At 53.7% G+C, this 24,639-nt stretch carries 26 protein-coding genes and 2 pseudogenes; 13 read left to right on the forward strand and 15 right to left on the reverse strand.

The genetic code is table 11. From position 1 onward, the window contains the following. Window positions 1-172 precede the first annotated feature (172 nt). From ACTJI9_RS20440 to ACTJI9_RS20460, 5 genes are all read left to right on the forward strand, one after another. Window positions 173-526, forward strand: coding sequence for a hypothetical protein (locus ACTJI9_RS20440; RefSeq protein WP_440810579.1), 354 nt, complete (start codon window positions 173-175; stop codon window positions 524-526). 60 nt (window positions 527-586) lie between these two features. Then, window positions 587-1,039: a DUF7832 domain-containing protein gene (locus tag ACTJI9_RS20445; protein WP_440810581.1), complete on the forward strand. Its 453-nt coding sequence runs from the start codon at window positions 587-589 to the stop codon at window positions 1,037-1,039. Between the two features lie 53 nt (window positions 1,040-1,092). Beyond that, window positions 1,093-1,269 carry a hypothetical protein gene (locus ACTJI9_RS20450; protein WP_440808003.1) on the forward strand — a complete coding sequence of 59 codons (177 nt, stop codon included), beginning with the start codon at window positions 1,093-1,095 and terminating at the stop codon, window positions 1,267-1,269. 130 nt (window positions 1,270-1,399) lie between these two features. Further along, window positions 1,400-2,260, forward strand: coding sequence for an FkbM family methyltransferase (locus ACTJI9_RS20455; protein ID WP_307278022.1), 861 nt, complete (start codon window positions 1,400-1,402; stop codon window positions 2,258-2,260). Between the two features lie 172 nt (window positions 2,261-2,432). Next, window positions 2,433-2,711: a DUF982 domain-containing protein gene (locus ACTJI9_RS20460; protein ID WP_440810583.1), complete on the forward strand. Its 279-nt coding sequence runs from the start codon at window positions 2,433-2,435 to the stop codon at window positions 2,709-2,711. A 272-nt stretch (window positions 2,712-2,983) separates the two neighbouring features. Here the strand turns inward: ACTJI9_RS20460 and ACTJI9_RS20465 are convergent, their stop codons facing one another. Next, the gene (locus ACTJI9_RS20465) at window positions 2,984-3,880 is read right to left on the reverse strand and encodes a LysR family transcriptional regulator (protein WP_440810585.1); all 897 of its coding nucleotides are present in this window, start codon (window positions 3,878-3,880) and stop codon (window positions 2,984-2,986) included. Window positions 3,881-3,986: 106 nt separating this feature from the next. Here ACTJI9_RS20465 and ACTJI9_RS20470 point away from each other — a divergent pair, with 106 nt between their 5' ends. Then, window positions 3,987-4,991 (forward strand): NADP-dependent oxidoreductase, encoded by a 1,005-nt coding sequence (locus ACTJI9_RS20470; RefSeq protein WP_440810587.1) that lies wholly within the window; start codon window positions 3,987-3,989, stop codon window positions 4,989-4,991. Between the two features lie 59 nt (window positions 4,992-5,050). Here the strand turns inward: ACTJI9_RS20470 and ACTJI9_RS20475 are convergent. The 6 genes and pseudogenes from ACTJI9_RS20475 to ACTJI9_RS20500 all read right to left on the reverse strand — a co-directional run. Beyond that, window positions 5,051-5,413, reverse strand: a pseudogene (locus tag ACTJI9_RS20475) (DNA adenine methylase); the annotation flags it as partial. A 150-nt stretch (window positions 5,414-5,563) separates the two neighbouring features. Further along, complete coding sequence (locus ACTJI9_RS20480) at window positions 5,564-5,857, reverse strand: hypothetical protein (protein ID WP_440810589.1); 294 nt, start codon at window positions 5,855-5,857, stop codon at window positions 5,564-5,566. Window positions 5,858-5,912: 55 nt separating this feature from the next. Beyond that, complete coding sequence (locus ACTJI9_RS20485; protein ID WP_440810591.1) at window positions 5,913-6,149, reverse strand: hypothetical protein; 237 nt, start codon at window positions 6,147-6,149, stop codon at window positions 5,913-5,915. Between the two features lie 270 nt (window positions 6,150-6,419). Next, window positions 6,420-6,869 carry a hypothetical protein gene (locus ACTJI9_RS20490; protein WP_440810593.1) on the reverse strand — a complete coding sequence of 150 codons (450 nt, stop codon included), beginning with the start codon at window positions 6,867-6,869 and terminating at the stop codon, window positions 6,420-6,422. A gap of 704 nt (window positions 6,870-7,573) precedes the next feature. Next, window positions 7,574-7,870, reverse strand: a complete 297-nt coding sequence (locus tag ACTJI9_RS20495) for a DUF982 domain-containing protein (RefSeq protein WP_440810595.1) — start codon at window positions 7,868-7,870, stop codon at window positions 7,574-7,576. A 58-nt stretch (window positions 7,871-7,928) separates the two neighbouring features. Next, the gene (locus tag ACTJI9_RS20500; RefSeq protein ID WP_336441201.1) at window positions 7,929-8,405 is read right to left on the reverse strand and encodes an Hsp20 family protein; all 477 of its coding nucleotides are present in this window, start codon (window positions 8,403-8,405) and stop codon (window positions 7,929-7,931) included. Between the two features lie 1,733 nt (window positions 8,406-10,138). Here ACTJI9_RS20500 and ACTJI9_RS20505 point away from each other — a divergent pair. The 3 genes from ACTJI9_RS20505 to ACTJI9_RS20515 all read left to right on the forward strand — a co-directional run bounded on the left by ACTJI9_RS20505 (window position 10,139) and on the right by ACTJI9_RS20515 (window position 11,854). Then, window positions 10,139-10,699, forward strand: coding sequence for a hypothetical protein (locus ACTJI9_RS20505; RefSeq protein ID WP_336441203.1), 561 nt, complete (start codon window positions 10,139-10,141; stop codon window positions 10,697-10,699). A gap of 502 nt (window positions 10,700-11,201) precedes the next feature. Beyond that, window positions 11,202-11,411 (forward strand): cold-shock protein, encoded by a 210-nt coding sequence (locus ACTJI9_RS20510; RefSeq protein ID WP_307277973.1) that lies wholly within the window; start codon window positions 11,202-11,204, stop codon window positions 11,409-11,411. Window positions 11,412-11,578: 167 nt separating this feature from the next. Beyond that, complete coding sequence (locus ACTJI9_RS20515) at window positions 11,579-11,854, forward strand: hypothetical protein (RefSeq protein WP_307277970.1); 276 nt, start codon at window positions 11,579-11,581, stop codon at window positions 11,852-11,854. 227 nt (window positions 11,855-12,081) lie between these two features. Here the strand turns inward: ACTJI9_RS20515 and ACTJI9_RS20520 are convergent, their stop codons facing one another. Further along, window positions 12,082-12,582, reverse strand: coding sequence for a lysozyme (locus ACTJI9_RS20520; protein WP_440810598.1), 501 nt, complete (start codon window positions 12,580-12,582; stop codon window positions 12,082-12,084). A 631-nt stretch (window positions 12,583-13,213) separates the two neighbouring features. Between ACTJI9_RS20520 and ACTJI9_RS20525 the strand changes: the two genes are divergently transcribed. Further along, on the forward strand, window positions 13,214-13,444 hold the full coding sequence (locus ACTJI9_RS20525) for a hypothetical protein (RefSeq protein WP_440810600.1): 231 nt from the start codon (window positions 13,214-13,216) through the stop codon (window positions 13,442-13,444). A 173-nt stretch (window positions 13,445-13,617) separates the two neighbouring features. On the opposite strand, the gene ACTJI9_RS20530 is transcribed toward ACTJI9_RS20525, so the two are convergent. The 6 genes from ACTJI9_RS20530 to ACTJI9_RS20555 form a co-directional block, all read right to left on the reverse strand. Next, window positions 13,618-14,151: an N-acetyltransferase family protein gene (locus ACTJI9_RS20530; protein ID WP_440810602.1), complete on the reverse strand. Its 534-nt coding sequence runs from the start codon at window positions 14,149-14,151 to the stop codon at window positions 13,618-13,620. A 93-nt stretch (window positions 14,152-14,244) separates the two neighbouring features. After that, the gene (locus tag ACTJI9_RS20535) at window positions 14,245-15,645 is read right to left on the reverse strand and encodes a hypothetical protein (protein ID WP_440810694.1); all 1,401 of its coding nucleotides are present in this window, start codon (window positions 15,643-15,645) and stop codon (window positions 14,245-14,247) included. Between the two features lie 31 nt (window positions 15,646-15,676). Next, window positions 15,677-16,726 (reverse strand): class I SAM-dependent methyltransferase, encoded by a 1,050-nt coding sequence (locus ACTJI9_RS20540; protein WP_336441207.1) that lies wholly within the window; start codon window positions 16,724-16,726, stop codon window positions 15,677-15,679. A gap of 217 nt (window positions 16,727-16,943) precedes the next feature. Beyond that, complete coding sequence (locus ACTJI9_RS20545; protein ID WP_440810604.1) at window positions 16,944-17,609, reverse strand: helix-turn-helix transcriptional regulator; 666 nt, start codon at window positions 17,607-17,609, stop codon at window positions 16,944-16,946. A gap of 190 nt (window positions 17,610-17,799) precedes the next feature. After that, complete coding sequence (locus tag ACTJI9_RS20550) at window positions 17,800-18,408, reverse strand: TraH family protein (RefSeq protein ID WP_440810606.1); 609 nt, start codon at window positions 18,406-18,408, stop codon at window positions 17,800-17,802. Between the two features lie 14 nt (window positions 18,409-18,422). Beyond that, window positions 18,423-19,511 carry a conjugal transfer protein TraB gene (locus ACTJI9_RS20555; RefSeq protein WP_440810608.1) on the reverse strand — a complete coding sequence of 363 codons (1,089 nt, stop codon included), beginning with the start codon at window positions 19,509-19,511 and terminating at the stop codon, window positions 18,423-18,425. On the opposite strand from ACTJI9_RS20555, the pseudogene ACTJI9_RS20560 reads away from it, so the two are divergent. The 3 genes and pseudogenes from ACTJI9_RS20560 to ACTJI9_RS20570 form a co-directional block, all read left to right on the forward strand. Then, a pseudogene (locus ACTJI9_RS20560) lies at window positions 19,512-19,622 on the forward strand (TetR/AcrR family transcriptional regulator); the annotation flags it as partial. It abuts the gene before it with no gap. A gap of 2,106 nt (window positions 19,623-21,728) precedes the next feature. Further along, on the forward strand, window positions 21,729-22,001 hold the full coding sequence (locus tag ACTJI9_RS20565; protein ID WP_440810610.1) for a hypothetical protein: 273 nt from the start codon (window positions 21,729-21,731) through the stop codon (window positions 21,999-22,001). 1,031 nt (window positions 22,002-23,032) lie between these two features. Then, entirely contained in the window at window positions 23,033-23,839 is an 807-nt protein-coding gene (locus ACTJI9_RS20570; RefSeq protein ID WP_440810612.1) for a hypothetical protein, read from the forward strand. Between the two features lie 336 nt (window positions 23,840-24,175). Here ACTJI9_RS20570 and ACTJI9_RS20575 read toward each other — a convergent pair whose 3' ends face one another. After that, on the reverse strand, window positions 24,176-24,589 hold the full coding sequence (locus tag ACTJI9_RS20575; RefSeq protein ID WP_307277901.1) for a DUF2147 domain-containing protein: 414 nt from the start codon (window positions 24,587-24,589) through the stop codon (window positions 24,176-24,178). Window positions 24,590-24,639: the final 50 nt, after the last annotated feature.

Here is a 24,639-nt window from a genome sequence, read left to right on the forward strand (position 1 = left end):
CCAAGGCAATGCCCGTCATACTGCGCACACGCGAAGAGCTTGATATCTGGATGAATGCGCCGGCCGAGCAAGCGCTACAGCTACAGCGCCCGCTACCCGACAACGATTTGGTTGTTCTAGCGCCACCAAAGAAAATCGAAGAAGAGCCGCTTTTGCTTTAGGAGGAATGGCCATGCCTTGGAAAGTCAGATTTCGCGGGAAAACCTACAGCCTCGAGAGCTATTTCGATGAAGATTACATGGCAGAAGTCGAGGCGGACATGACCGATGTCGAAGAACTGCCGGGTTCATTCAACGTCGTATCGCACGGCGAGGAAATTGTAGAGAATATCACCATTGCCGAATCCGCCGATCCCCACGAATTTCCATTTGACGCTGTCCGTGCCAATCATCCTGAACTGGGCGAGATCTACATTTTCAAGGGCGTGCCGGATGAAACCGAGGGTGAGCTGCACGTTCTCTATACTAATGCGGCTGCAAACGAACCCGCTTACAACGAGACAGCATTTGCGGGCGATGGCACATGATTGTCGTAGTTTCCGAGGGAACCGGGCCTTTTCCGGAGCGTGTAGTCGAATGGATTTCTAATGAAGTACGATGACGCTTCATGGCATTATGGAGGAGAATTTCCCTTAACCTTGGCTCCCTCAGCCGCATCAACGCACATCGGCATGTTTGTTGCTTGGGCAACGCTCAATGGATTAGGAAGTGGAATCCATACTGATGAGGAACTTTTAGCTCTTACGACTCGCACAATAACGCCCGGGAATTGGTTTATTTCGGCTTGCGATGAGAAGTTTACAGACGAGGATTTGACTGTCGAGGGCAATGAGTTTGCAGCACACTATTATGAGGCTCCCTACACCTACTTTGCCGATTATGGGAATACGTTTTCCTCAGACATAATGTACAAGGTACCTGATACTTGGGATACCTATGATAAGCTCGCGCCGGTTATAAAAAGACGCTTTTCAATTTGGCGCAGGACAAAGACTATCAAGCACATTGTGAGTTTGGCTTGGATTAAGAAGCCATCATGAAACCTTGGCCGCGTCGGTCAAAATACATATGTCGAAATTAATGAAGAAACCTGATGTCTGAAAAGCAAGACGAAGAGATTGAGGCGGTGTGGGCTGATAAATCTCAAGAGTCCAAGGTGGTTTGGCCGAACGGCTACTATCAACTTGGGTTTATTTGCGTCGCAATGGTCCTGTTGGTCATGGTCATCCTTGCCTTGGAATATGACCCAATCTTATCGAAAAAGTTCTGATGTCCGAAACACCGCCCTCGCCTAAGCCTGAATACCTTGCACCGGACCATTCGTTCATTGGAGCGATCGGATTGATTCAACGATAACTTCAATCTAATCTCGATCGAGGGGCATATGATGGGGCAACGGAATGAACTATCCCTTCGTGGCGGATATCAAATATCGGGATAGAACAATCCCGTTCTCCATCGCCGATGCAGTGGGGTACGAATGGTATATTACCGTTGACGATAACCATAATTTACTACGTGAAAAATGCTTGCACTTCGTCAAGCCCGGATCTCACGTCGTTGATTGTGGCGCGCATCACGGCCTCATGACCGTGCTGTTTGCGCAAAAGACTGGACCGAAGGGGAAAGTGACGGCCTTTGATGCACTGGAGAGTAACGCCCAAGTCGTTCGAGAGAACGCAGTCTTAAATAGAATGCCGAACATAACGGCCCACGGCAAGGCAATAGGCGACAAAACCGGCACCCATAAAGTATTAGCCGACACCAGCAATGTGATACTGAACGACGAGATGATCCACGCCCCAGACGGCGACTTCACGGTAGAGGTTATTGCTCTAGACGATGCGTTGTTAGGGGATGTTGATTTTCTCAAGATCGACGTAGAAGGCCACGAAGTCGCGGCGCTGCACGGCGCGCGTCGACTGCTCAGACAGTTGCCTGTGCTGGATATCGAGATCCATAATTTTCTTTTTCCGAGCGCCAAAGACCATTGCTTTGCGCTGCTAGACGCTTTGCCGGTTGATGGATACTTATTCTCAATAGATGAAAGCGCCCATTGGTGTGAGGCACATGAAATCAATATGTACTATCTCTGTTCGCTGCCTAACCCGCATCTGATGGCGAAGCCTAAGGCGCGCACCCGGTTGGAAAAATTTCTGCGACGTAAGTTTGATATCGTCTTGCCGCACTGGCTTCGTGAGGTGTTAAACAGGCGGGGCAGGATTGATTCGAAAGAGGTTAGGGACAGCGGTAAGGGATAAACCTCGATTTCATGGTCCACAAGACAGACCGCAATTGTACACTTTCTTATTATATCCCCCGATGGTTTACTTGACCATAACCACTTTACGTCCTGGCCAATAGCGGGAACTGACTCGCCGCAAAGTCGTTCACCGACTCATGGAAGATAAACCCTTCAAAGAAGTAACTGTGTTGACCCGCCAGCTCGGCAAGATGAAGGTAATCACCTCCATCATGCAGGCGGCAGAGTTCATTGTGAACGAATGGCCTGGCACGGATAGCGAAAGGCTTGATATAGCCAAGCATGCGTTGCTGGAATGTTATGACGGGAAGCTGTCGGCCGGCGTTGCGCGTATGGCTTTCATCGAGGCCGCCAAGGAAGCTGACATTTACGTCGAGGCTGTTGGCCGCCCGCCATCAACCGGCAAGGTTGAAAAGTGGCGCAAGGGAAAGACGCAGCGGCGGGCTTAAACAGCTGTCCGCGAATTCGGAACTTTTTGGTAGACACTGCATTTTTATGCGGTTGCCGAAGGCCCACCCGACCGGCAACTGGCTTGGCGCTTCCCCGTTTGAAAACTCACCATAGCGCCAAGCCTCCCTCATGTTGAACCTAGCAGGGCAAGTCTTCCCCCGACTTATTTGCCTTTTCTAGCAAGAGCGTAAGCGTTGTGCCATCGACACCTAGACAAGAATTCTTGTAATTGGGGCGGACAAAAGTAACCTGGAAAAAATGGCATGATATCTCACCTGGTGCTTTTGCCGCTGAAGGCCTCCGCCAAGTAGTCAATAAACACCCTGACTTTACGTGGTGTGTGACGTCGCTGAGCGTAGAATGCGAAGATCGGTTGCTCGATGGGTTCATAATCCGGCAGCAGCCGCACTAGGCGGTTCTGCGCTATATCTTGGGCGACCATGAAATCGCCCAAGAGGGAGTAGCCCCCTCCCGCTAGGCAGGCGTTTCTCACCGCTCGCGCTGAGTTCATTGTCAGATGCTGCGGCACTTCAAAGTCAATGACCTTTCCTTGATGCGAAAATCTATGAACGCGCCCCCATTCTCCGCTGACCTGAGTAACGGATGGACAAGCTCTGATCTCGTCCAAGGTTCTGGGTGTCCCATACTGCTCGCAAAACTGGGGTGTAGCGACGAACACGATCCTCTGCGTGAAAATCCTTTGCGCAATCAAGGATGAATCGTTCAATGGCCCTACCCGGATGGCGACATCGAAGCGCTCTCCAATAAGATCGACCAACCGATTGCCAAGGTCGACTGAGACGTCGAGCTGCGGGAACCGTCTCACGAACTCGGGAATCGCTGGAGCCAAGCACTCATTGCCAAAGGCCGTTACGCAGGAGACGTGGAGCTGGCCGCGAGGGGTTTCGTGGCGTTCGCGAACCGCACTCCGCATCAGATCAAGTTCCTCCAAAAGGCATGTACTCTTTTGCACGAACTCCATCCCGGCATCCGTCAGATTGATCTGCCTGGTGGTGCGGTTAAAGAGACGTACGCCGAGATCGACCTCAAGGTTTGCCACAATTCGGCTTACCGAGGCAGCGGAAAGGCGCAACTCCCGGCTCGCAGAAGAGAAGCTGTTATGCCTGGCGACTGCCACTGCCACCTTCATTGCTTCGATCATATCCATGCGCCATTCTTCCGAAATTCAAAACAATGTCTCTTACCCATTGCCCATTAACACGGAAATCGGACTCATGCATCAATGTGACGAACGCTCAATTGAGGAGATCGACATGTCCACGAATCCTAGCTGGATACTTCGGAGCTACCCTTCCGCAATGCCTTCCGTTGAGAACTGGAGCCTGGAGGAAAGTCCAATTCCCGAGGCTGCGGATGGTGAGCTGCTTGTGAAAACTCTGTGGCTCTCCGTCGACCCCTATATGCGCGGTCGGATTAGCCCCGCGAAGAACTATGCTACTGGTTTTAAAATTGGCGATCTGATGTGCGGCGGCGGAATTGGCGAGGTAATTACGTCTGAGTCCCCAGACTTCAAGCCAGGCGATGTCGTCATGAGCGATCATTTTGGGTGGCAGCCGTTCAGCGTAATTCCGGTTGCGTCAGCCAAGTCAGTGGTGAGTACCGACGCACCGATTCAGTCCGCGCTGAGCTATCTCGGCATGCCCGGTCTCACCGCCTATTTTGCCCTCCTCAGAACAGCAACACCGAAGGTGGGGGAAACGGTGTTGATATCGGCCGCGTCAGGAGCTGTGGGGCAGATTGCGGGACAGATCGCGCGGATCAAAGGGTTCGACGCAGTCGCTGTCGCGGGCTCAGACGAGAAGCTGGAATGGTGCAGGGAGCTTGGATATCGGACCGGCGTCAATCATCGACGCTCGGCCGATCTCGTGGCAGATGTCGCAACCGCATGCCCTAGCGGAGTCGATGTCTTTATCGACAACACTGCTGGGCCGATTCACGATGCAGCCATGTTAAACCTCAACACCTTTGGCAGGGTGGTGGTGGTGGGGACCATTGCCTTGGCCGACCGGTTTGACCAGCCCGATATCGGTCTCAGGCATCTCAGAAGGACACTGATTACCCGTGCGCGGATAGAAGGGTTCCTGCTCGACGACCACGAGGGAGAATACGAGATCGCGATTGCCGATCTGCTGTCATGGTACAAACAGGGACTGCTTCAGACACGGGAAGATGTTGCGGAAGGGATTGAGACCGTGCCGCACGCTTTCGTTCGGATGTTGAGGGGAGAGAACTTCGGCAAGCAACTGGTCAAGCTATGATGCTCTGAACTAGGATTTATCCGCTTCGGCCCAACTGCGGTTTTTGTGCACGAGTTGCTCAAGCGCCGCGCGGCGCGCTCCAGATCGGTGAGTGTCACCGGGTCAGTTTTCGACAGTCTGTCAAACTCGCGGCGCGATGTTACCTGAAACTTCATGACATCCATGAATTGCTGATAGTGACGTTGTAGTATCCGAAACAGCGTCACTACATCACCGGAGCGGTCATTGATGACTTCACCCCGGGGCACGAGCTGGCGGCGAAAGAACACACCGCCCATTCCAACAAAAGGCTCGGCATAAAGAGCATGCGGGATTTGCTCGATGATGGATGCCAAGCGCTGCGCCAGTTGTTTCTTGCCACCAATATAGGCTGCGGGCGGCGTCACCGGAGTGACGACCGATAGTTTAAATTCCTCTTGCATCTTTGTTAACCTGAGATCAGCCACATTGCAGCCGCCCGCGAGGGCGTTGGGTGCAGCGATAATCCTGATGGATTGCTGAGCGGGTCGGTCGCCAAACTTGGCCCTCTGTTACTTCGTCGAAAGCGAAGTAGCCGCCCTTCGCAAAGCGGTCTATTTTGGTGCAGGTGGCTCCGCTCGCCACTGGCGAATGCCGTCAATTTGAGCCGTACAAATCTTCAGCGAACTTCCGCGAAGAAGCAGATCGGACAGCCTGTTGATCGACGCTGTTGCAGCTTCTTGGGCTTTGACGGTTTCGCGGCCGGTTTCGACCATCGTGTCGAGTAGTTCTTGATTGCGGTTGTAAAGACGGTGCACTGCAAACCCGAGGGCAATTATAATCACCCCAGGCAGACCGAGACCGATCAGCAGATTAACAACTGCATCAACTGGTCCTGTCCCTTCCATTTGACTAACCCTCGAATAGCTTTGATTTCTTTGCCCACTCCCGCCACGGCGTGAGTTAGAAATGGGGCTTGTCCCATGCATCGGAGGTGGTTTTGTTGCCATCCATGTTCCAATCGCCGCCCCAGCGGAGCGGCGTGCCTTTGGCCTTGGCAATGCGCATGACGACATCGGCAAGGTCGTTGAAGGCTTTGGTGTTATTCCAGTCATAGGGCGCCGGAAACAAATCAAAGGCGATGGCCGGAACATAGTTGTGCAGATTGCCCAAAGCGGGTTTTGCTCTTGCCGCCAGCAAAGCCTCGCTCCTGGTGAGTCTGACGCTGAAGACGAAGAGGACGAATAGCTAACAGAGTGCGGGCTGAATGGCGATTGACCAAGTCCAATCTTTTTATGCTAACCTGTCCGATTGTCCGGACGGGAGAGATTGTTTGACCGATGAAATCTTGATTTATGCTGTTGCAGTGCTGGGCCTTATTACCCTTGGCTTATTCATTTACCGGGGCAGAGACTAACCCTCACGAATAGCTTTCAATAGCAGCATTCCGCGATCATCGCTAAATCTCTGCTATTTTTTATAGCTGATGTTTACCAAAGTACTTGCCCCAACCTGTGTATAGTACACCTCCATCAGCCCTGTATTCCAATAAGCGTTTCCAGCCATTCCCTCAACCGTCTCCGGTGCGCCCAAAATTTCTGTCAACCCACCCAACAAACCGGCATCACTGCCCAGACTGTAGTTGCATGCCTTGTGGCTGTTGGGGCCCTGCGCAATCCAGAACGACAAACTCACGACGTGCTCGCCTTGTCCGTGCTGCCATCCAACGATATCGACTGACCCGCCGTTGTAAGCAAGAAAGCCGGTGTGCCACTCATTGAAATCCGCATCGCTCATTCTTTGCCAACTTAATTGGTCACCTTTTGCTGCCGCGTCTGAAACTGTTGATGAGCTGCAAATATCAACCAGTTGTGTCGCGGTCAGAGTTTTTGGCAACGCGAAGGCACTTTCCACGGTCAAAAAGAGACTGCACAAAGTGCAAAGTAGAGAACTGCGCATTGCGGTGTCGATCTCCGGTTCATGACTTTGTGAGCCTAAAACAGAACATTAAACAAATCTATTAGACGTTGGATTGCAGTCACGACCTTACAAACATCTTGTGATAAACAATGGTTGCCGCCGGTTGGAGTGGCGCAACCTGATAATGGTGTATCGCCGGTTGGCTTAACCCCGATGAAGGCGCCACGATGGGGCTGCCATGTTGCGAGCATCGGGCCATGGTCTTTGTGCACCACGCCTATTGTCAGGTGTTCTGGCTTTGGCTCGCGTTTGGTCCATCTCATGATAATCTCTCGCCATAACAAGGTTGACTGGAGTGTGATGATGTTTTCGAGAATCACGAAATCTGCTGCACTTATTAAAGGGCTCGTTAGCGATCCGATTATCAAGCAGTTGGCGATCGATACCTCACTGGGTGAAGGATTTCTTGACTGCCAACTCCGCCAGAGAAAGGATGGCACTACATATCATGTTCTGAAGGTATCCGGCGGAGACACGACTGTTTGGGTCTCCTTGGAACGGCAAAGCATTGTGCAGCTTGCGGATCTTATTAGAGAATAATCAGAGGTCCGAAGACTGCCGCAAGCGCACCAATGTGCAGGGATGGTTGCAAATGAACAGACCAAAGAAAGCCCGGCATCCACAATGGACACCGGGCTGCACAATTACAGGACGCGCAGATTTCCTCCGCCGTGCCGATGGCCTAACACGGGGCCAATCTCAGGTGCGAGTAAGTCGTGCTTTTTCGCGAAAGCTATAAATAGTCCACGAGCTGTTTCCGCTTCAATCGTACCTGTCAGCACGCCTTTGCAAGCATTCAAAGCAAGGCTATGCGCATTATCCCGGCTATGGGCTGGCCAGTCATTCAACAGCTGGTATGCTTCCATAACAGAGTGGATATCTGTCGGCACGCCGAGGCCAACAAGGATGGAAACGGGCCTCGTGAAATACTTCTCCATCATGACAGTTGTTCCCTTTATATAAGGGGAAGGCTCTTAGCACCCTCCCCGGTTGCTTATGCTAGGCCGCTTCTTGATGTTTGGGCTTTTCTAACTCCTTCGATACCGAGACGGTTTTTTCCGTGCCAATTGAAATCTTGCGTGGTTTCATGGCTTCCGGGACCTCTCGGATCAATTCAATTGAAAGCAGACCATTCTCAAGCCCCGCGCCTACCACACGCACGTGATCGGCGAGCTCGAACCTGTGCTCAAACGGTCGCCCGGCAATGCCTCGGTGAAGATACTCAGACTGTTGCGCCTCTTCTTTCTTCCCGATGATCGTGAGGAGATTGGATTGATACGTCAGATCCAGATCGTCTTGTGAGAAGCCTGCGACAGCGACTGTGATCCTGTACGTATCTTCACCGGTCTTCGCGATATCATACGGAGGCCAGTCGCTGACCGACCGTGCACGCTGAGCGTTCTCCAGGAGATTGAACACTCGGTCAAAACCAACACTGGACCGGAACAGTGGAGCGAAATTAGAATTTGCTGTCATTGCCATATCCTCCTTGAAGCAACATGACGCTGAGACGCCGAAGTTGAGGCCTCCAGCGGTGTCGATCCTACTTATGCGACCGACGCAAAATGATTTAGTTTTGGCCAAATTGAATTCAAGGATTCAGGAAAAAAATTCGGGAAAACCGCCTCACCTGGAACTACTCTATTGGCCTTTTTTGTACAATTTTAACGCAGAGTTGCACACGAGGGCATAATCGCGGAAATGTAGAATAGTGATTCATTCGCGAGCATGATTGCCATCTTGGGGCTCAGCAGATGAACTTCAAAGCGTTCAAGCAAATCGCGTACATATTTCAACGCTTATATTGATACCGTTTAACGCTGCTGTCGCGGCCGATGTAACAACCAAACCGAAGGTTGAACCCTTCATTTATTTTGCCACTTCGGATCCATTTCTGAAATCCGGTCAGCGGCCAATCAGTTCGGCTATGCCTTTCGTTCTCTCTGGCCATCTCCGCCGAGGCCGCCGAACCAAACTGCGTCAACAATGCCCGAAACAGGATATTTCCAAATAATCTAAAACTTATCCACGCCTCCCAGAACTGAGCGATAATGGTCGCAATGATCAATTGGAGGTTACAATGATTTCTCTCAATCTCGTTTTTTCGCCACTATTTTACTAACGGCAGTGAGCGGTTTGGCGGCAACATGTATCGTAATTTTCGGCGACACGCAGCACAACGCAGGACAAAAAGCGGTTGCCGAGAAATTTGCTCAAATTGCATCGATCGGCGCAACAGCGGTGGCCTCATTGCTAGCTGTTTCCTGATACTTAGAGGCTGAATTATCTTGGAGCACGGCATCATGCCATGGCCGAACGTCCAGCTTTCTCCAGTTCATCTGTGGGGCTTTCGACAGTCGGCAAACCAACAGACTGTTATCAAGCGGGCAACCGTAGAAAAGTCACCCCAGACTTAATGCTTGCATTAACCACTTGTTCCAAACGTTGTTCTACATAATGGGAAAGGCTTTTAACTAATGCCAATGAGCAGCAAATACCAATGTGTGGGATGATGTTTGACTGCAGCGAGCCGAATTTCCTTATCGAGATGTTGCTTAATCGTGCGACGAATCATCAAACGCTTAAGAGTATCTCTACTCCCACTACCTATCGCCGCACCTGGAACCAGTCGCTCATCAGTACCAGGCCCTTGAACTTCTATGGACCTTAGCCCCCGTGATCATCCCGACCAACATGTCCTCACAAATGGAGCGGTTAGCGATTTGTCCAAATCATCACCGTCTCTACGGTCACGATCTCGCGACGAATGTCCTTACCGCGCGCAAGGTCAATTTCTAATTTCGCCGAGATAGAACCTGGCGATTGTGTACTGAGGCAGGCTTCAAGTAGAGTTTGTTGTGACACCCTCGATTTCAGGAGACGCCACTTCAATGTTTTTAGCCAGGCCTTTCTCGTAGTTCAAAATCATGGTGACCCCGATCAAAAGATCGGCAATAAATGACCTCTCTTGCGTACGAGGATGATTGGCTGGATCGCGACCAAAGGGTTTTAAAGCATGACGCAATATCAGTTCGATATTGCGTCAATTCTTCATCGTCGAACCGGCTGCTTTTGGTTGGGTATGATTGCTCAGTCATAAACTCATAACTTTGAATTCCCGCCACGTGTTCCGTGAGCAATATGAGTTTTGGGAACTTATACAAAAATGGCGTGTTCTGTGTTGCCCTGACCACTATAGGACAAACATTATGCTCGCGGACACTACCCTGCTCTATCAACCTAACATTCGCATAGCTGGCAATATTTCAAGCGGTACCTTGTGGGATGTACTTAATGCCCTCGCACAAATTCGCCTCACAAATGAAGATCTGGTTCTCGAAGTAATGACGGAAGGTGGGGATGCCGACATCGCTCGTCGTATCGCTCTCGAAATATCGCTCTTCATACGCGACTCCGGAAGGGCCGCCTACTTTATTGGGAAAACGATCGTGTACTCAGCGGGAATGACGATTATGGGTGCTTTCCCGGCCCCTAATCGTTTTGCAACCAAAGATACAACCTTCCTGGTTCATGAACGCCGTATAACAAAATCCGTGAACTTCGATGGTCCAATGCGTGCAATGATACAAATTGCCAAAGAGCAGGTAGCGCTTCTTGAAACGGCGCACCGGCTTGAATGGGAAGGCTTCGAGGACTTGGCCAAAGGCAGTCTGATCGATGCCGAGACCCTTTATGAGCGAGCCAAGGAAAATTACTACCTGAGCTCGGATGAAGCACGTGAGCTGGGGCTCATCGCCCGGTTGTTATGACCAAGGAACGAAGTTATCAGCATGAGAACCCACAACGCGGTCGCACCGGGCCGCCCTGTGGGCTTGCGGAGCGTTGCGAAATCAACTGGTATCGCGGTCAACACACGAACGCTGGCGCGTTTAGACATGACGGTCAGATAGACCGGACTGATTAGGAACTGATAAACAGGCCGGTCCAACAACTCATGCAAGACAGACCCTTCAAGGGAATAGTGACCCACCAAATGGGTGAGTCGCAACCTCCGTCATGCCGCGCTGGCTATCGGGTTCGGTTATGCGAGCGGTCGCAAGCCAGAGCTTTTCAAGTTGAGGATAGAAGAGAACGTTAATTTGACATTGCCAGACTCTGGGCGTATTTGTCTATTGTCGATATTGCTTGTCAGACTTTTGTTATTGCACGATAGCAACGTGCCCTGGACGAACTTCCCCTTCAAAATCGAAATCATCATCCACAGTGCTTTTTTGCGTTGCGGTATCTATAATTGCTATGAAAGGGTTCGTTATGACCACTGGCACAGTTAAATGGTTTAATTCCACTAAAGGCTTCGGCTTCATCCAACCAGACAATGGGGGCACGGACGCGTTTGTCCATATTTCCGCTGTCGAACGCGCAGGTCTGCGTGAGATCGTTGAGGGCCAGAAGGTCGGATATGACCTTGAACGCGACAACAAGTCCGGCAAAATGTCAGCTTGCAATCTACAGGCGATCTAAAAATTGGTACCTGCTTTCCTTTGACCACGGATGTACCGGCACTGTTGAAAGCAAACTAAATGGGAAGGTCAGGCATGTGTCTGGCCTTTTTTATTTTCAAAGCATTTATAACGGGGCCAAGAGGCTTCTGGCAATTCCAGAAACAGTTAAGCCCAACGGAGCTTTCGATGCCAGATCCAGCGAATGAATTGCAGGCGATCAATACGGCTTGGCAAATTGCCATGCAGGAGATTTTGCGGATGGTCGTGCGTGATATCTACAAAACCGGCGATGAAGCCGTCTTCAAATCCCATATCAAACGTATTGAAGAAGCTGCGGTGGACAGCATCTACAGCGGCTTGATGCTTCGGGGATCCGATCAATGGACGGAAACACTTGTGAAAGAAAAAGCCAGCAATTTCGTTACGACCTTGTTGACTTCTTTCACGTTTGATCGTGCATAGGTTAATCCATCATTGGCCTGCGTATACGGAAATGTTTCGTCTCGCACCCCTCCAGATTCCTGATTATGTCCTGAATTCCAAGGCACCACCTCTTGAATATTATCTGCAAGTTTCACAGTAAAGGCCGCCTCAGAGCCTGATATGACCGCTACTTCAAACCATTTGCCATCCCTGTCGGCGTTCTGCAATACCTGCAAGGGATCGCCTTCTTTGATGGATGTATTATATTAGCCTCCCGCATCGACTGTTGCATAATTTCCGCTCACTGATCGGAATAAAAGAGCGATGTCCATGATTATGCTCAGCGTGGAAGATCGCGACAAGCGCCACCCGCAGCGATGCATGTGCTTCAGGCTCCGGAGTTGCTGGCGGCTTGGCGGCTTACCCAGCGTGAGGAACAGCTTGCGTTCCGCTGCTCGGCGGGTGACGAGCCCATTGAGGACTTCCCGCCTGCCTTGCACCAGACAAGGAACTGATCGGCTGCGCGACCGATCTCCCGCATTGAGCTTTTTATCAATGTGGAAATTTGAGAATGTCCCGCTGCCAATGTTGAAGGCGAGCGATACCAGAACGTCAAGTTCATTCTGGTTCATATCGAGCTTGACGGCGTTCAGCACAAAGGATTCGAAAGTTGCCAGTTCGCGGAAAAGTACGCATCGGACTCGGCAGTGGTTATTTTCATGCCCGCCTTGACGATCGGCGGCCTGCGGCTGAAGTATGGCCCACACCTATGGTCAGACTGCCACGTATGCGGTCAGTACATTTTCTTCACGCGCAGCAATAGCCTCCCGCCCGCTGATTGGTTTTCATGGTGATGTCCTGAGTTGAATAGGAACAATTTGATTATTGCTGAATCAGATGTAGTGATGCAGAATTGGTCAGCCCAGAGATCACAGAACATGGATCCGGAAGACAAACCTTATCTCAGTCGAACGTGGCCCTATATTCTGGCCATCGTAATTATGGCTGCGGTGTCGATTGCTCTGGGCCGGCATTGTTCGGTTGAACATGCACCGGGATATCGTGTTAGTAGTGGTCAACTTTGAAAAGTGCTATTGTTGGTAATGCTGATCGTAAGTCGGCTAGAGGCCTGATGCCGCCACTCCGAAGTGTCCCATAGGGATCAGGCCTCGCTTGGGTACGGTGTAGCTAAATTCAATCCTGCGAGTTATGACCTATGGTGCTCAGCCACGCCTTTCGAGCGCCATTTGTGACGAACTTAATTTGCTCAGCCTTGGTGCTGGCTTCTTTTGGAACTTTAATGAATGGAACCGATTTCGCTCTTGCCGGGGGCACTCGACGCGGTCCCGATAAACTTCTGCAACCGAGCGTCTCGGGTCCACCTAAGGAGAACCTGGAATGCCTTATATTTTAATTTTGGCAGACGGTGCGCGGCACGAAGTTCACGCGACGTTGCAGTTCGAGGTCATCAACGGTCAGACACTCCCGAAAGGCCATCTTGACGGCGAGCCCCAAGTGTTGGCTGCCGCATTACTGGAGGGATCGACCACGCTGGAAGTGCCATCGGGCAAACAATACCGGATCGCGATTGACGCTCCTCGAGGACAATTCCGGTTCCAAGGCTTGTAAGCCGCCTACCGTTATCCATTCAGCACCTATCATCCTGCCATGTTACGCGCCCGACCTTCGGACACCGTCTCCAAGCCATTTCGAACTGATTGTGCTTCCACCAGTGCTTGCCAGCTCCACTAAATCTGCAACGCGAGGGAGTACTGCAGCAGCGTTCACGATAACCACACACTTCAAACTGTCTCAGCGTCGCACGGCTGTACAGCTCTCAACCGCCGGATCATAAGGACCTCATCAACTTCCCTGTCACGATCCAGCAGCCCGCCGGGAATCCGGCCAACCTCAATAAATCCGTAGCGATTGTAGAAGCGCAACGCCGCGGAATTTTCTGCGCTGACTGCGAGTTCAAGCTGGCAGATCCCCTCTCCTTTTGCAAAATCGATGACCACGTCCAGAAGCGATACGGCCAAATTTGTACCGCGGAAACTTGCCCGCACATACACCATGACGAGCGTGGCGCGATGAGCCATTTTTGCCGGGCGCTGGCGCAATAAACCCATGATACCGACAGGTTCGTCCGCGTTGAAAACGACAAAGACGGGATCATGCAGTCGTTGACGCCATTCTTCATGGGAAAGTGCGGCCCAATCCTCGAAGCGGCTTGCAAATGAAGCCGGTTCGCAACGAAGGGCTTCGAGGCGAATGCGCCGGAAGATCTCGATCTCATCAGGGAAAATCCGCCTGATCAATATTTCCGTTGTATCCATGGACAACTCCCATAAATGAAGGTTCCTTTCGGTACGGGTCAGCGACGGTGTTCGAGAGTCCTCCAGTCGCATTCGCGCCGGAACCCATGAGAACTATGCCCATTGCCACTCCGGGGAAGCAGGATGAATTGCACGCCGGCGGATATGCGTGGACAATTCTGCCCAAAGGGGATCATCGGTAAAACTGGCAAGGTTACCGCAGGCCCCTTCAAGCGGTCTGCCGCCATATCTTGCAGCCACCTCCAACGCATCGCCGCTTTCCTCGATCTCCAGAAAGGGGCAGCCGTCCTGTGGCCTCAAGACGCGGTGTCCCCACATGCCCGGACGCTCGTCAGCACGCATTGCGTCAAGCAGATCGCGATCATCTGAAGCCGCGAGTGCGGTGGCAACAAGATAGCGCATGAGGGGATAATATATGACCTGCCGGCAGCCCCCGAGGACACGAACCCCGGGAAGAATGGACGTCACCAGAAACGTCACCAGGAGATTGGGCACCAGTTTGCGTTGGCGCAATGAGATTGCAATGCTTTCGGGTTCAAACCTTATCTTCAAGCTCGTATCGGATCCGCCCGAGAGGAATCCGTCGTTCAAACGCAGGGGATATATCCTGCCGCCCTCCAGGCCCCAGAAAAAATCCGTTGTTTGACGCACCCATCCCGCCCATGGTCCTACATTGAGCTGCCTCGACACGCCTAGTATGTTTTTCGCGAAGAGACCGGCGCCGGCAAAACTGGCCGACAGCCAGGATGCTTTATCCTCAAAATGTTCCGCCACGAGGTCCGCAACGTCGATATCGTCGAATTGCAACAATCCGAGGGACGCAGGAAATGATCTGCGCCACAGAATCTGATTGGCAGCTTTGATCGCCTCGGCTGCTGACGGAAAGTCTCGGTCCGGCAAAATAACTTTAAGCTTAGCGACAGCAGCATTTGCTGGCTCACCCTTTTGCCCGGACAGGGTAAATCGATAGCGCCCGTTGAAGCCGCAAATACTGAAAGGATCCATCCGGCTTCGCGACAGACCGAAAATATTTACCGCCTCGCTGCCGAGCGAAAGCCATCCGGGGCCCTTTTTGGATTTTTCTACGAACTTCACCGTCGAAGAACTGTAGCAGATATGCCATGAGCAATGGTGGGCCACCAGGCCGAGTGCGCTGAACAGGTGCGTATAGAAGGCATCCGTCTCGATCAGCAAATGACAGTGAGGACCGCTTTGTATGATCGGCAAAGCCGCAATTTGCCCACTTGCGCGCTCTGCATCGGCTAGACTGGCTCCTGACCTTGTCGCGATGCGCGCGACAAACTTTTGCAGCCTGATCATTGCCTCGTCGCGAACTTGACATTGGCCGCCTGCACCTTTGTCATAAACTGCACAGGCATAATCCTTGAGCGAACGCCTCCAGAACCCGTCAAGATCGGGCAGAAGAAAAGACAATGCTCTTCTGACCTCCTCTACAGCGTTATCGAAACCCGAATCTCGCAGCTCTCTGCTCATTTCCATCTACCTTTGCTTGAGAAACTGCCGTTCACATTTCACCGCCGATCGGCCAGGGTGCGCGCCATGTCCAGTCCGAGGGTAACGGATCATTTTCATCATTTACGAAAATGCGCGGCAATTGTTCGTAGCAAAACTCTGACGGCAGCGCCGGCTTTACCATTGATGTGACGAAATCACGGACCGATCCCAGGCAATTGGAGGAGACGATGGTGTAGAAATTTCCACTGTTCCACGTGACGACGGCGTAGCGGAAATGCTGTTGAAGTGCCGATTGTGTTCGCTCGAGATCAACCTGGAGATCTTTCATCGTATCCAGAACAGCGCGCTTCTTTTCCGTTATCTGCTCCGTAGAAAAAAACCTCGACTTGAACTCCCTGTCTTTCTGACGTTCCCGCTCAAGATAGACCTGAAGGTTAGGTTGGTTCAGTTTCTGCACCTGCACCAGGACGCCGCCCGGCTTTACCCTAGGCGCTATGAAAGCTGTCTGGTTGTCCCGGTCCGGGCCATACATCTGAAAGGTCGTATCTTCCAGCAACACATCATATCCGTCCCTGAACGGTTCAAGCGTTTGATCTGTCTCGTAACGTTCATCGTCCAATTGGAAGAATGGTCCATGGTAAAAGTGAGCATCGTCGCTGCCTCTTTGCGCAAAAAAACAGACCCGGTTTCCCGTTGTTGGACTGCAGTTGAGCGTTTTCAGACGCCCGTCCCCGAGCTTTGCCAATGCCCTTGCAAGTGTGCCGGCGCCTGCCCCCAGAGTATAGATCGTGGCCGGCCGGCCACTTCGCGCCCATACCGTCTGGCCAAACAAGAGGATCGCCGCGCCCAGGCGGCATTCCTCTTCCAGGCGAAAGGGAATGCTTGCAAAATAATGGCTGTCGAAATGCCCCCACAAACGCCGATGCGTGTCCCAGAATAACATGCAGTCGAGATCGAACGAAAGCAGGTCCATCGCAGGCTCCGGCTTGCCCAGGTCCGGAGCCCCGTCCAGTCCGCTTGCGGTTCTTTCAAAGAAGGCGGCAAACGAATTGATGCGCGGAGCCCTCCGCCAGACATCTATCGTCCTTGTGTCCACCATGGCGTAATCCTCGCTATCATGCCAAACGACAGGTGCCGCTCCAGTCCAGGCTTTGGAAACCGGCCCGCTACAGGGGTTCCTGCGGCTATCCGTGATCGGGTAGAACTGATGGATGAGAAGCGTCAGCGCAACCTGTTGATTTCGACAGATTGACGAGCGGATTGCAGTTGGAAAAAACACGCCGGAGGCATTCGGGAGAGACCACATGCAGAGGCGGTCAGGTCCGGATTAGCTCAAGAAAGCTTGCCCTTCCGATAGCCTGATAGATCGTCGCGGCATTGAGTTTGCGTCTGGCGGAACCAAGATAAAGGCGCACGGCACTTTCCGAAATATGCAATCTGGGAGCAATGCGTTTGGGGACGAGACCTTGCGCCAGAAGTTGAAGACACTCCTGCTCGCGTCTGGAGAGCGTCCGGTAGTTGCTGCTTTCCCGCAGCTCCGTCAGGGAAAGCACTTTCTCGTGCAGGTAGTGGGACAGAATCTGGATGTTGTGATTGCTCGCGATACGCAATTGCCGCCATTCGAGCCTCGGCAGGTTGGATGTGGCGGAAAAGAGAGAGCGTTCGCCGCCCGGTCCTCTGATCGGGAGGGTAGCACCATGCCTTCCGATATTGAATGCATTGGCCTGAGCAAAAAAGTCCCTCACCCCCGAGGAGCGCCGGTCAAGCTTTGACCAATCGAGCATGAGAAAACCTGTGCGGCTGAGCTCGATCACCGGATCGATCTCGAAATAGTTGTTGCGCAGATAAAGGGAGGTCCATTCCTCTGGATAGGTCGTGGAACAGAAGGGGTAGCTGTCTGTCCGGTTTGCGGAGCGGACCACGAGGAAGGTCAGGTGAGCAAACCGGAAACGGTCCCTTATTTTGGCAAGGGCTAGATCCATATCCCTTTTGCTGCCCACTTTTTGCAACACAGCCAACGACCATGGCAACGGCGACGGTTGGTGATTTTCCATCATGCTCCTCTACAGTGCACTGAAATTGCAGGTTTCCATCCAGTCGAGGATCCGGCGCAGGCGATGAGATATTTCTTGTTGACGAAACGCGGTGCGCCGGAACCTGACCGGATGCACATCATTTGATGCCACCAATTGCGGAGAGATCGACGCGCAATGCCGCCCTGTTCGGGTCGCCTTCGGCCCCTGTGCCCGGGCGGGCCTCATGCTGCGGCCGCTCATTTTCATCCTTTTCCGGTGTCGCAGCCGTCTGTTCTTGTACCGGCAGGACAGGCCCGTTGCCGCCCGTATCGGCCGCTCCAAAAACCGCATTCCCTTCGAAATAGCCGGTCTGCCATGCGATGATGGCATCCTCAAACGCCTCGTTCGCCGGAGCGCCGTACCATTTCAGGACGATGCGATAGACCTTGGCAAACAAAGCCGTCCCCATGCGGATATTCGCACAGCTGTCGACCAGGTCGGGTTTGATCTGGGCAGCCTCAACGATGCCAAGACCCGCCGGATATTGGGTAATTCCGACGCGCACAATATTGCGGGCAACGTTCCGGCGGATCAGTTCCACTGCCTCATCAGGAGTGGCGGGTTTTTCAACGAGAATGACGCGGTTTCCGGAGCGGACGGTCACGGCAAGCGGATCGGAAGAGCCCGCCCGCGCGATAAAATGTTGGACGAGCGAGGTTTCAAGCGACGGATCAGCACACTGCTGAATAAGGGCTGCGTCGAGCATTGCGATAATTCCTCCTACATGTTGAATGCGACGACGATTGGAATGGCGAACAGCCGCGCCCAGGCACTTGCACTGGTTCGCTGGATGGCAGCGATGGAGGTGCCAGAGGTCCACCACACATTTCCGGTTGCCACAATAAGGTCGGGCACGTGCAGCATCGACTGTATGATGGGCCAGACGATGAGCTGCTCGTAGCAGACGAGAGGCGCTATTTTCCTGTTCTGGAACTGCGCGACCGGATTGGCAAAGAAGTGAGCGCGGGCGCCGCCGGGCCGCCCCATCCAGCCAAGCCATGGCTGCCACATTGAAACCGGTACCGGCATGCGTTCGCGGTACACAATCTCTGCCTCATTATCCGAAACCGCGACCAGAACATTGTCGTAGCCTGCCTTGTCGACGACCGCGGCACCTGCCAACACTGTGATTTTTGACCCGCGCAGCCCGTCCTGCCAGAGTCTTTGGACGGTCGGAGTCCAAAAGCCGAGTGCGCTCTCAGGCAACACGACAACGCGAGCGCCATGACCTGCTGCGACGTGAACCAATGCGATCAGCTCCCGGTGCTGGCCAAGCGCGATATCGCGGCCGAGCGATTTGCCCTCTCGCAGATCAATCCCCTTCCAGCCTGCGGCTTGATCTGCCGGTGTCCACGTCGCAGCGGACCAGAGCCAAAACCCTGCGAATACAAGAGCGGCGTGCGGCCACCACCGCGTTGTCATGATGGCGAGGCCAGCTGTAGTGATCGCCAGGCCCCACCACCCCCAGCCTGGCAACACCATGCCCGCGGCAGTTATCGGATGAGCCCAGCCGGCAATCCCCAAGGGTGGTACGGCCATCAACGTGGCCGCTATCAAATACCGCACCGCCCTTCCTCTTCCTGGATGCCTGGTCCACAGTGCAGCATGCACGGCAACAAAAGACAGCGAGGCTCCGATCCAGAGCAGAAATCCAGGCCACAGATCAGTGGCATAGAAATTGGCAACACCCTGCGGCAGGCCCCGGGTGGCTGCCAGAAAATATCCCGCCGACACGAGGGCTGCGATCCAGCGCGATCGCGCATGCGCCCAAAGCGCCGGGAAGAGGAGGACTGCCGGAAGCGCAAGCACATAGGGGCGGTGATCATCGCCCGCGCGATCGACGATCCCGTTCTGTCGGACGAAATTTTGGAACAGACACGTGCGTGGATTGATAACGCAGTCAACCAGACCGTGACATGATTTTCATGCTTGCCAAATACCGCAACTGAACCCCGGCTGGGCCGCCAGAGAGTGCGGCGGGAGCTTTCTCCTGAGAACCTGATTTGTTGACAGCAGGCGCCGTATGCGCCTAGCACCAGCGCCGGACTTGACCAACGGCGCTGTTCGAAGTGTCCAGACCTTCTGGCATTGCTAAAGCACTGGAAGTGAACCAGCACGGGCTGCAAAATAACTGAAGTCCGGTTCCGTTTGACGCTGATGAAAGCAAATCAGAACTGTTTGTGCTGACAGTCACTAGGCTGGTTTGACACAAACGCTCGCCAGTAAAATTCGGATTTGGTTTTGCCGGCGCTTGGCTGTGCCTAGTACCCGTTTTAAATGAGAATTTTCGCTCATCCCGCAGCTAAAGACCATTTCACTTCCTCTCGCGGGGCGCGTGGTTTTAGGCTACATCCCTTTATGCATGAGTATCTTCCTGCTCTTTCGAGAGGCTTGCTGGGCTTCAAGCACGAGCCCAGGGGATTAATACCGGTCGCCGGAACCAAGGACGACACGTAAGGCCCTTCTTGCAGCGAGGGATGCAAAGCGCAGCAGCACTGCACGATACTTCCCGGACGCAAAAAATCTCGTATGCTCAACGCCCCCTGATCGGCGCGCGTTGAGACCAGAGAACTGGCGCCCGTTAGTTGCCACCGTTCAACCGGATCTGCCCGTTGCACGGTGACGCAAACCAGCTTTCCTGCCATGATGTCTTCGGCTACAGGCTCGTTGTGATGCCCCCGGGCATTCGCTTAAACCGGGCACGTGAAGAGGGCATTTCGCGTCCAGTTACAGCAGGTGCCATGCCGTACTTTTTGCCAGTCGGAAGTGTTGCTGCAACGATCCTGTCAACGCACAATGACAACAATTGCCCAGCAGCGATCATGCAACCGGCCGTGACCAGAGGTATGGGTCGGTGGAGGACCGTCGCGCCTGCCTCACCCTCGTGATGATCCCGCGCCGGGAATGGCGCTGTATCACAAAATCGCAAGCTACAGCATTTTGCGTGCGCCTTTCCCAGCATCTGTTACCTTGCTCTGGGGACATGGCGCTGACGGCTGGTCGGTCTCCGGTGGGGCAGAGCACGAACGATGGCCTTATCACAATGTGGGGCGTGATTGGGCGCTTGCACCCCTTCTGCCCTTCTATCGCCGGCGCCGGTGTGAATGGGATTGTGTCCTGGAAAATCGCTGGCATTTCGGCAGGGGCACCTGCGACACGAACTGACAGGTTCGCCCTCCCCTGCGGCAAGCCAGCTTTGCACCTGATTGACGGGCGCGTCGCAGGAAAAGGCGCCGCAACCAATAAGCCAGGCGAAGATCGGGATGGCGCTGTGTGCTGGATCGATATTCGATTCAGAAGATCCTTTATGCCTGCCCATCCCCTAGCCGGCCTTTGCATGAACCCTTGCTGGAAGTTCCTGGTAGCATCGACACCCGACTGGTTGCATTTACACCCTGGGGATTGATCAAATGATGCCGTGGTCGCCGGCTTTGACCTGCCGCACCATGCGCCCACAAGGGTCTTGCATTCGCCATTTTACCGGCTTGACGGACCGATGCGGGATTTCTGTCGAGCTGAATTCTTTGCAGCAAGGGACGGCAGGCTTACCCTCCCGGCTATGTTTTGCCCCGGGTTCTGCGGTATCTCCGGTGCGCGGAGTTTAGGCTTATTTCCGGGCTGCTGATATGATGGCGGGCGGGCAACGCCTGGAACCTGCCCCTGCAAATGGGACACTTGTCCCGCGCTGGTACCGGAGCAATCAGGACGAACGGGCGCATTGCCGTGCCGGCCGACCAACGCGCCGCTCTTCGAAGTAAGACATCATCGGGAAAGACCAACTCGGGCATCGGGCCCGTCATGGAAATAACCGGAACCCGCGTGACCGCTGCCGGGTTTTGCTATGCGCACATTTTTCAATTCCGTCCATCTGCAGCAGGATCGCCATGCGTCAAATGATATCGGGCATGATGTGCCGAACATCGTTAGGCAGAATGATCCGGGGTTGCGGTCAGCACGGAAAACCCGATTGTTCGAGTGCATCGGTCACCAGGTGCCCCGGGAGAGGACATCGATGAGGACAATATCGTGAGGATTGAGCGGCTCACTCATCTCGGGCCGGCGCCTCTGTCCGGCGCGATCAAACTTCCGGGCGAACTGCCCGGCTGCCTCGGTAAACACACGGTTCTTTTCCGTCTGCGCCGGATCGGCGAACTTTGTCTCAATACCTCGGATGTAAACGATATCACCATGATTGATCAGTTGGTCAACTGGCCGTGGCGCCGGATCGCCCTGCGCGCGCCATGCAGCCCGGCAATGTTTCAGGTGATCGAAGCCAGCAATTCCTCCTGTAGCGATTGAAGCCTCTGCTGCCGAGGAAATTCAGAAGTTCAGTCAGGTCCGGTCCCGCGAACGGCGCCTGCCTTTCTCCAGATGAGCGATCTACTCATGCTCCGCAGACAGGATCATGAGTCAGAACTGCAGGGTCAGGCTGGTCCGAGCTTACTGCTGGGGCGCTGTGTTTTGGAAACCGGGACATTGTCCATGCGCTTGAGACCAGACGGGCGGACAGATGACCAAGCCGACCCACATTGATTGATGCAGGCCCCATGCGGATCACCTTACCTAAGGCGCCCTGTCCAAGGCGGACATATAGAGCTGGATGCTCTGCCGTTCGTCATCCTCTTGCCATTGGCAATGACGGACGCGCCGCGCTGGTTTATCCCGCGGGAACCAGTTGATCGAACTGACCTATGGCTTGCGGGAAGGGCGGGTCGAGCCCCTCACGGCCCGCGTTGCACAATGGTTGATCAGTCAACCAGGCCGATATGGGCCAGCTCATTACCCAGACCGAGCGCGCCAGGCAAATCACCACTGGGTTATCTACTCGGCATCAGTGAATATATGTTCCGCTGACGCCCGCAAACCAGGCTGGCGCCCCTAAAGGATTAGGTGGGCTTTTGCCTCAACCATCCGGACAGCGTGGCTCTGTTGGTTGGATTGCAAAGACCAATCAATCGCGAGATCGGTGATGTACGTGGCAGAGCCCCCGGAACCGTCAACAAACAGGTGGGGCAAGCATAACTTAGGAAGACGTCGCAAACCGCGCCTCGGCCGCCTTCAAAACCCATATCGCATTCCCGGGAAGTTCTCAGCTGAGAACTCTTGCAAATCGCGGCCACCAAAATCTGTGCAAAAGTTCTCAGCTGAGAACTTTTTGAAAGCCTCGTTAATACCTATGGAGACTCCAACCCGTCTGCCGCAGGCCGCTGACCGGATGACTATAATGACGCGGATTGCACTCCCGGTTGTATTTTGCCCGTCGGGAAATCCATCCCCTCTGAGGAAGAGCAACTAACGGCGATTTAACTGCCGTTACGACTGATTTTGCAATGATAATCAAGGCGTTGACCAACTGCTTATCAAAGCTTGCAGCGGAGGGTTTCTGGCCAAAAGGGCACAGCCGCCGATGGATAGCGCCTGTCAATATCTTGCACTATCGCCCTACCTTTATCAAGTGCATAAGGCTTGCCTACCTGAAATTTAGCCGATCGTGTGGCAATCAACGACGACAGATGCAAAGCGAAATCAAAATCCTGACTGGCGATCCGGCCGTTGATCCGCTGCAACGAACAGGCCATCTGATCATGGACGGGCCGGCCTTGAATCCGAAAACATCCTCTACGGGGCTGGAAAGGTGGCGAGGCAGCGATGGCTCTTGGTCTGGGATAGTAAATGAGACAGGCCACCTTGCCCGGCATCTCCCTCTTGTCGCTACGTTGCTGCTGGCATCGCTTGCCGCCATCGCCCTTGTAGTTGCGGTCAGCGTGGGAATCGGTGACCTGTCCATTCCGCTGTCGACGACGTTCTTTGGACGGGTCAACCGCATGGAGCGGACAGCAGTGGAAATCAACCGGATCCAGAAGATGATCCGGAATTATTGTTTGAAGCGGGCATTGATGGCGGATTTTCTGCGGTGCAGGAATTTTCCTTCCCGGCGCGATCATGCAGTCACTGTTGTGCAATCCGCCTGCAAGGCAACATGCGACGATCAATGCCAAGCTCGCAGCCCTTGCTGTCGTCGAACTCGGACGTTTTCCGCACCGCTCGATGTCTTCGGATGGTCCCGTACCCACAATGCGGCGGCACCGGACGCCTTTTATCGTGCCAGGATGGCAGAAAAGCGCAATGATCGCTGACAAAGCCTTTCGGACGCCGAGGAGCAGCTTACTCATAACGCGCGCCTACCGGCACAATCACCAAAGCCACGAGCCGCAGGATGCTGATGGATGTGGGCGTCAAGATGATTGGTCCGGCTCGTCAAGGAGCATGCAGCGGACCAGGCCCGTTGCTTCCGGCGCGCAGGAGCATCAACATAGGATCTGTTACGTGACGCCTTCTGCGTCGAGGCACGTGTGGGAATGTCCAGACACCATCTGCGCCGGCATGTCCACTACCTGCCGTAACGGCACGCCTACCTATCCGTGCGGCGAGACCACAGCCGCAGTGCTGCAACCACTTGCGGACAAAGCCGGTTATTCTGCGCGTCGCCAGACGGACGATTTGCATATCAATCCGCCCAGAACACATCCAGATAGCGTGACCTCATTGTCAGAGAATTGCGCCTTGCCTGAATAGGTCTTGCCGCTTTCTGTATCGTAAAGAGAGCCGGCATATGTGGCAGGCCCTGTTGATTTCAGGCTCACCGCCTGAATGCCGACCACGGACCGGTTCCGTTTGGAAACATCCGGATTGTTGACATCATTGACCGGGTTTTTCATCCATATGACCGTACCGCACAGACCGGTGCCGCAGTCGCTTAGCCGGACCTTGGTGCCCCCGGACTGATTGACATAAGTGCCGGTTACCTGCTGCGTATCGGCGGCAGCACCGGTTACAAGTGCCGAGGACAGGACAAGGGCAAGGCCAAATTTTTGATATGTGAACAAGGCATGATCTCCAAAGGACAGTCGAGCCCGGCTATAAGCGGGCTAATGAT

It is taken from the genome of Phyllobacterium sp. 22552, from assembly GCF_052044585.1.
GTDB lineage: Bacteria > Pseudomonadota > Alphaproteobacteria > Rhizobiales > Rhizobiaceae > Phyllobacterium > Phyllobacterium ifriqiyense.

Excerpts from the sequence above, each read along its gene's own strand:
- ACTJI9_RS20470 (WP_440810587.1), top strand. The coding sequence starts at position 3,987 with ATGTCCACGAATCCTAGCTGGATACTTCGGAGCTACCCTTCCGCAATG.
- ACTJI9_RS20550 (WP_440810606.1), bottom strand. The coding sequence starts at position 18,408 with ATGCTCGACGCAGCCCTTATTCAGCAGTGTGCTGATCCGTCGCTTGAA.
- ACTJI9_RS20455 (WP_307278022.1), top strand. The coding sequence starts at position 1,400 with ATGAACTATCCCTTCGTGGCGGATATCAAATATCGGGATAGAACAATC.
- ACTJI9_RS20530 (WP_440810602.1), bottom strand. The coding sequence starts at position 14,151 with ATGGATACAACGGAAATATTGATCAGGCGGATTTTCCCTGATGAGATC.
- ACTJI9_RS20445 (WP_440810581.1), top strand. The coding sequence starts at position 587 with ATGAAGTACGATGACGCTTCATGGCATTATGGAGGAGAATTTCCCTTA.
- ACTJI9_RS20450 (WP_440808003.1), top strand. The coding sequence starts at position 1,093 with ATGTCTGAAAAGCAAGACGAAGAGATTGAGGCGGTGTGGGCTGATAAA.
- ACTJI9_RS20535 (WP_440810694.1), bottom strand. The coding sequence starts at position 15,645 with ATGAGCAGAGAGCTGCGAGATTCGGGTTTCGATAACGCTGTAGAGGAG.
- ACTJI9_RS20495 (WP_440810595.1), bottom strand. The coding sequence starts at position 7,870 with ATGATGGAGAAGTATTTCACGAGGCCCGTTTCCATCCTTGTTGGCCTC.
- ACTJI9_RS20540 (WP_336441207.1), bottom strand. The coding sequence starts at position 16,726 with ATGGTGGACACAAGGACGATAGATGTCTGGCGGAGGGCTCCGCGCATC.
- ACTJI9_RS20510 (WP_307277973.1), top strand. The coding sequence starts at position 11,202 with ATGACCACTGGCACAGTTAAATGGTTTAATTCCACTAAAGGCTTCGGC.
- ACTJI9_RS20505 (WP_336441203.1), top strand. The coding sequence starts at position 10,139 with ATGCTCGCGGACACTACCCTGCTCTATCAACCTAACATTCGCATAGCT.
- ACTJI9_RS20515 (WP_307277970.1), top strand. The coding sequence starts at position 11,579 with ATGCCAGATCCAGCGAATGAATTGCAGGCGATCAATACGGCTTGGCAA.
- ACTJI9_RS20545 (WP_440810604.1), bottom strand. The coding sequence starts at position 17,609 with ATGGATCTAGCCCTTGCCAAAATAAGGGACCGTTTCCGGTTTGCTCAC.
- ACTJI9_RS20440 (WP_440810579.1), top strand. The coding sequence starts at position 173 with ATGCCTTGGAAAGTCAGATTTCGCGGGAAAACCTACAGCCTCGAGAGC.
- ACTJI9_RS20480 (WP_440810589.1), bottom strand. The coding sequence starts at position 5,857 with ATGGAAGGGACAGGACCAGTTGATGCAGTTGTTAATCTGCTGATCGGT.
- ACTJI9_RS20570 (WP_440810612.1), top strand. The coding sequence starts at position 23,033 with ATGATAATCAAGGCGTTGACCAACTGCTTATCAAAGCTTGCAGCGGAG.
- ACTJI9_RS20525 (WP_440810600.1), top strand. The coding sequence starts at position 13,214 with ATGCCTTATATTTTAATTTTGGCAGACGGTGCGCGGCACGAAGTTCAC.
- ACTJI9_RS20465 (WP_440810585.1), bottom strand. The coding sequence starts at position 3,880 with ATGGATATGATCGAAGCAATGAAGGTGGCAGTGGCAGTCGCCAGGCAT.
- ACTJI9_RS20500 (WP_336441201.1), bottom strand. The coding sequence starts at position 8,405 with ATGACAGCAAATTCTAATTTCGCTCCACTGTTCCGGTCCAGTGTTGGT.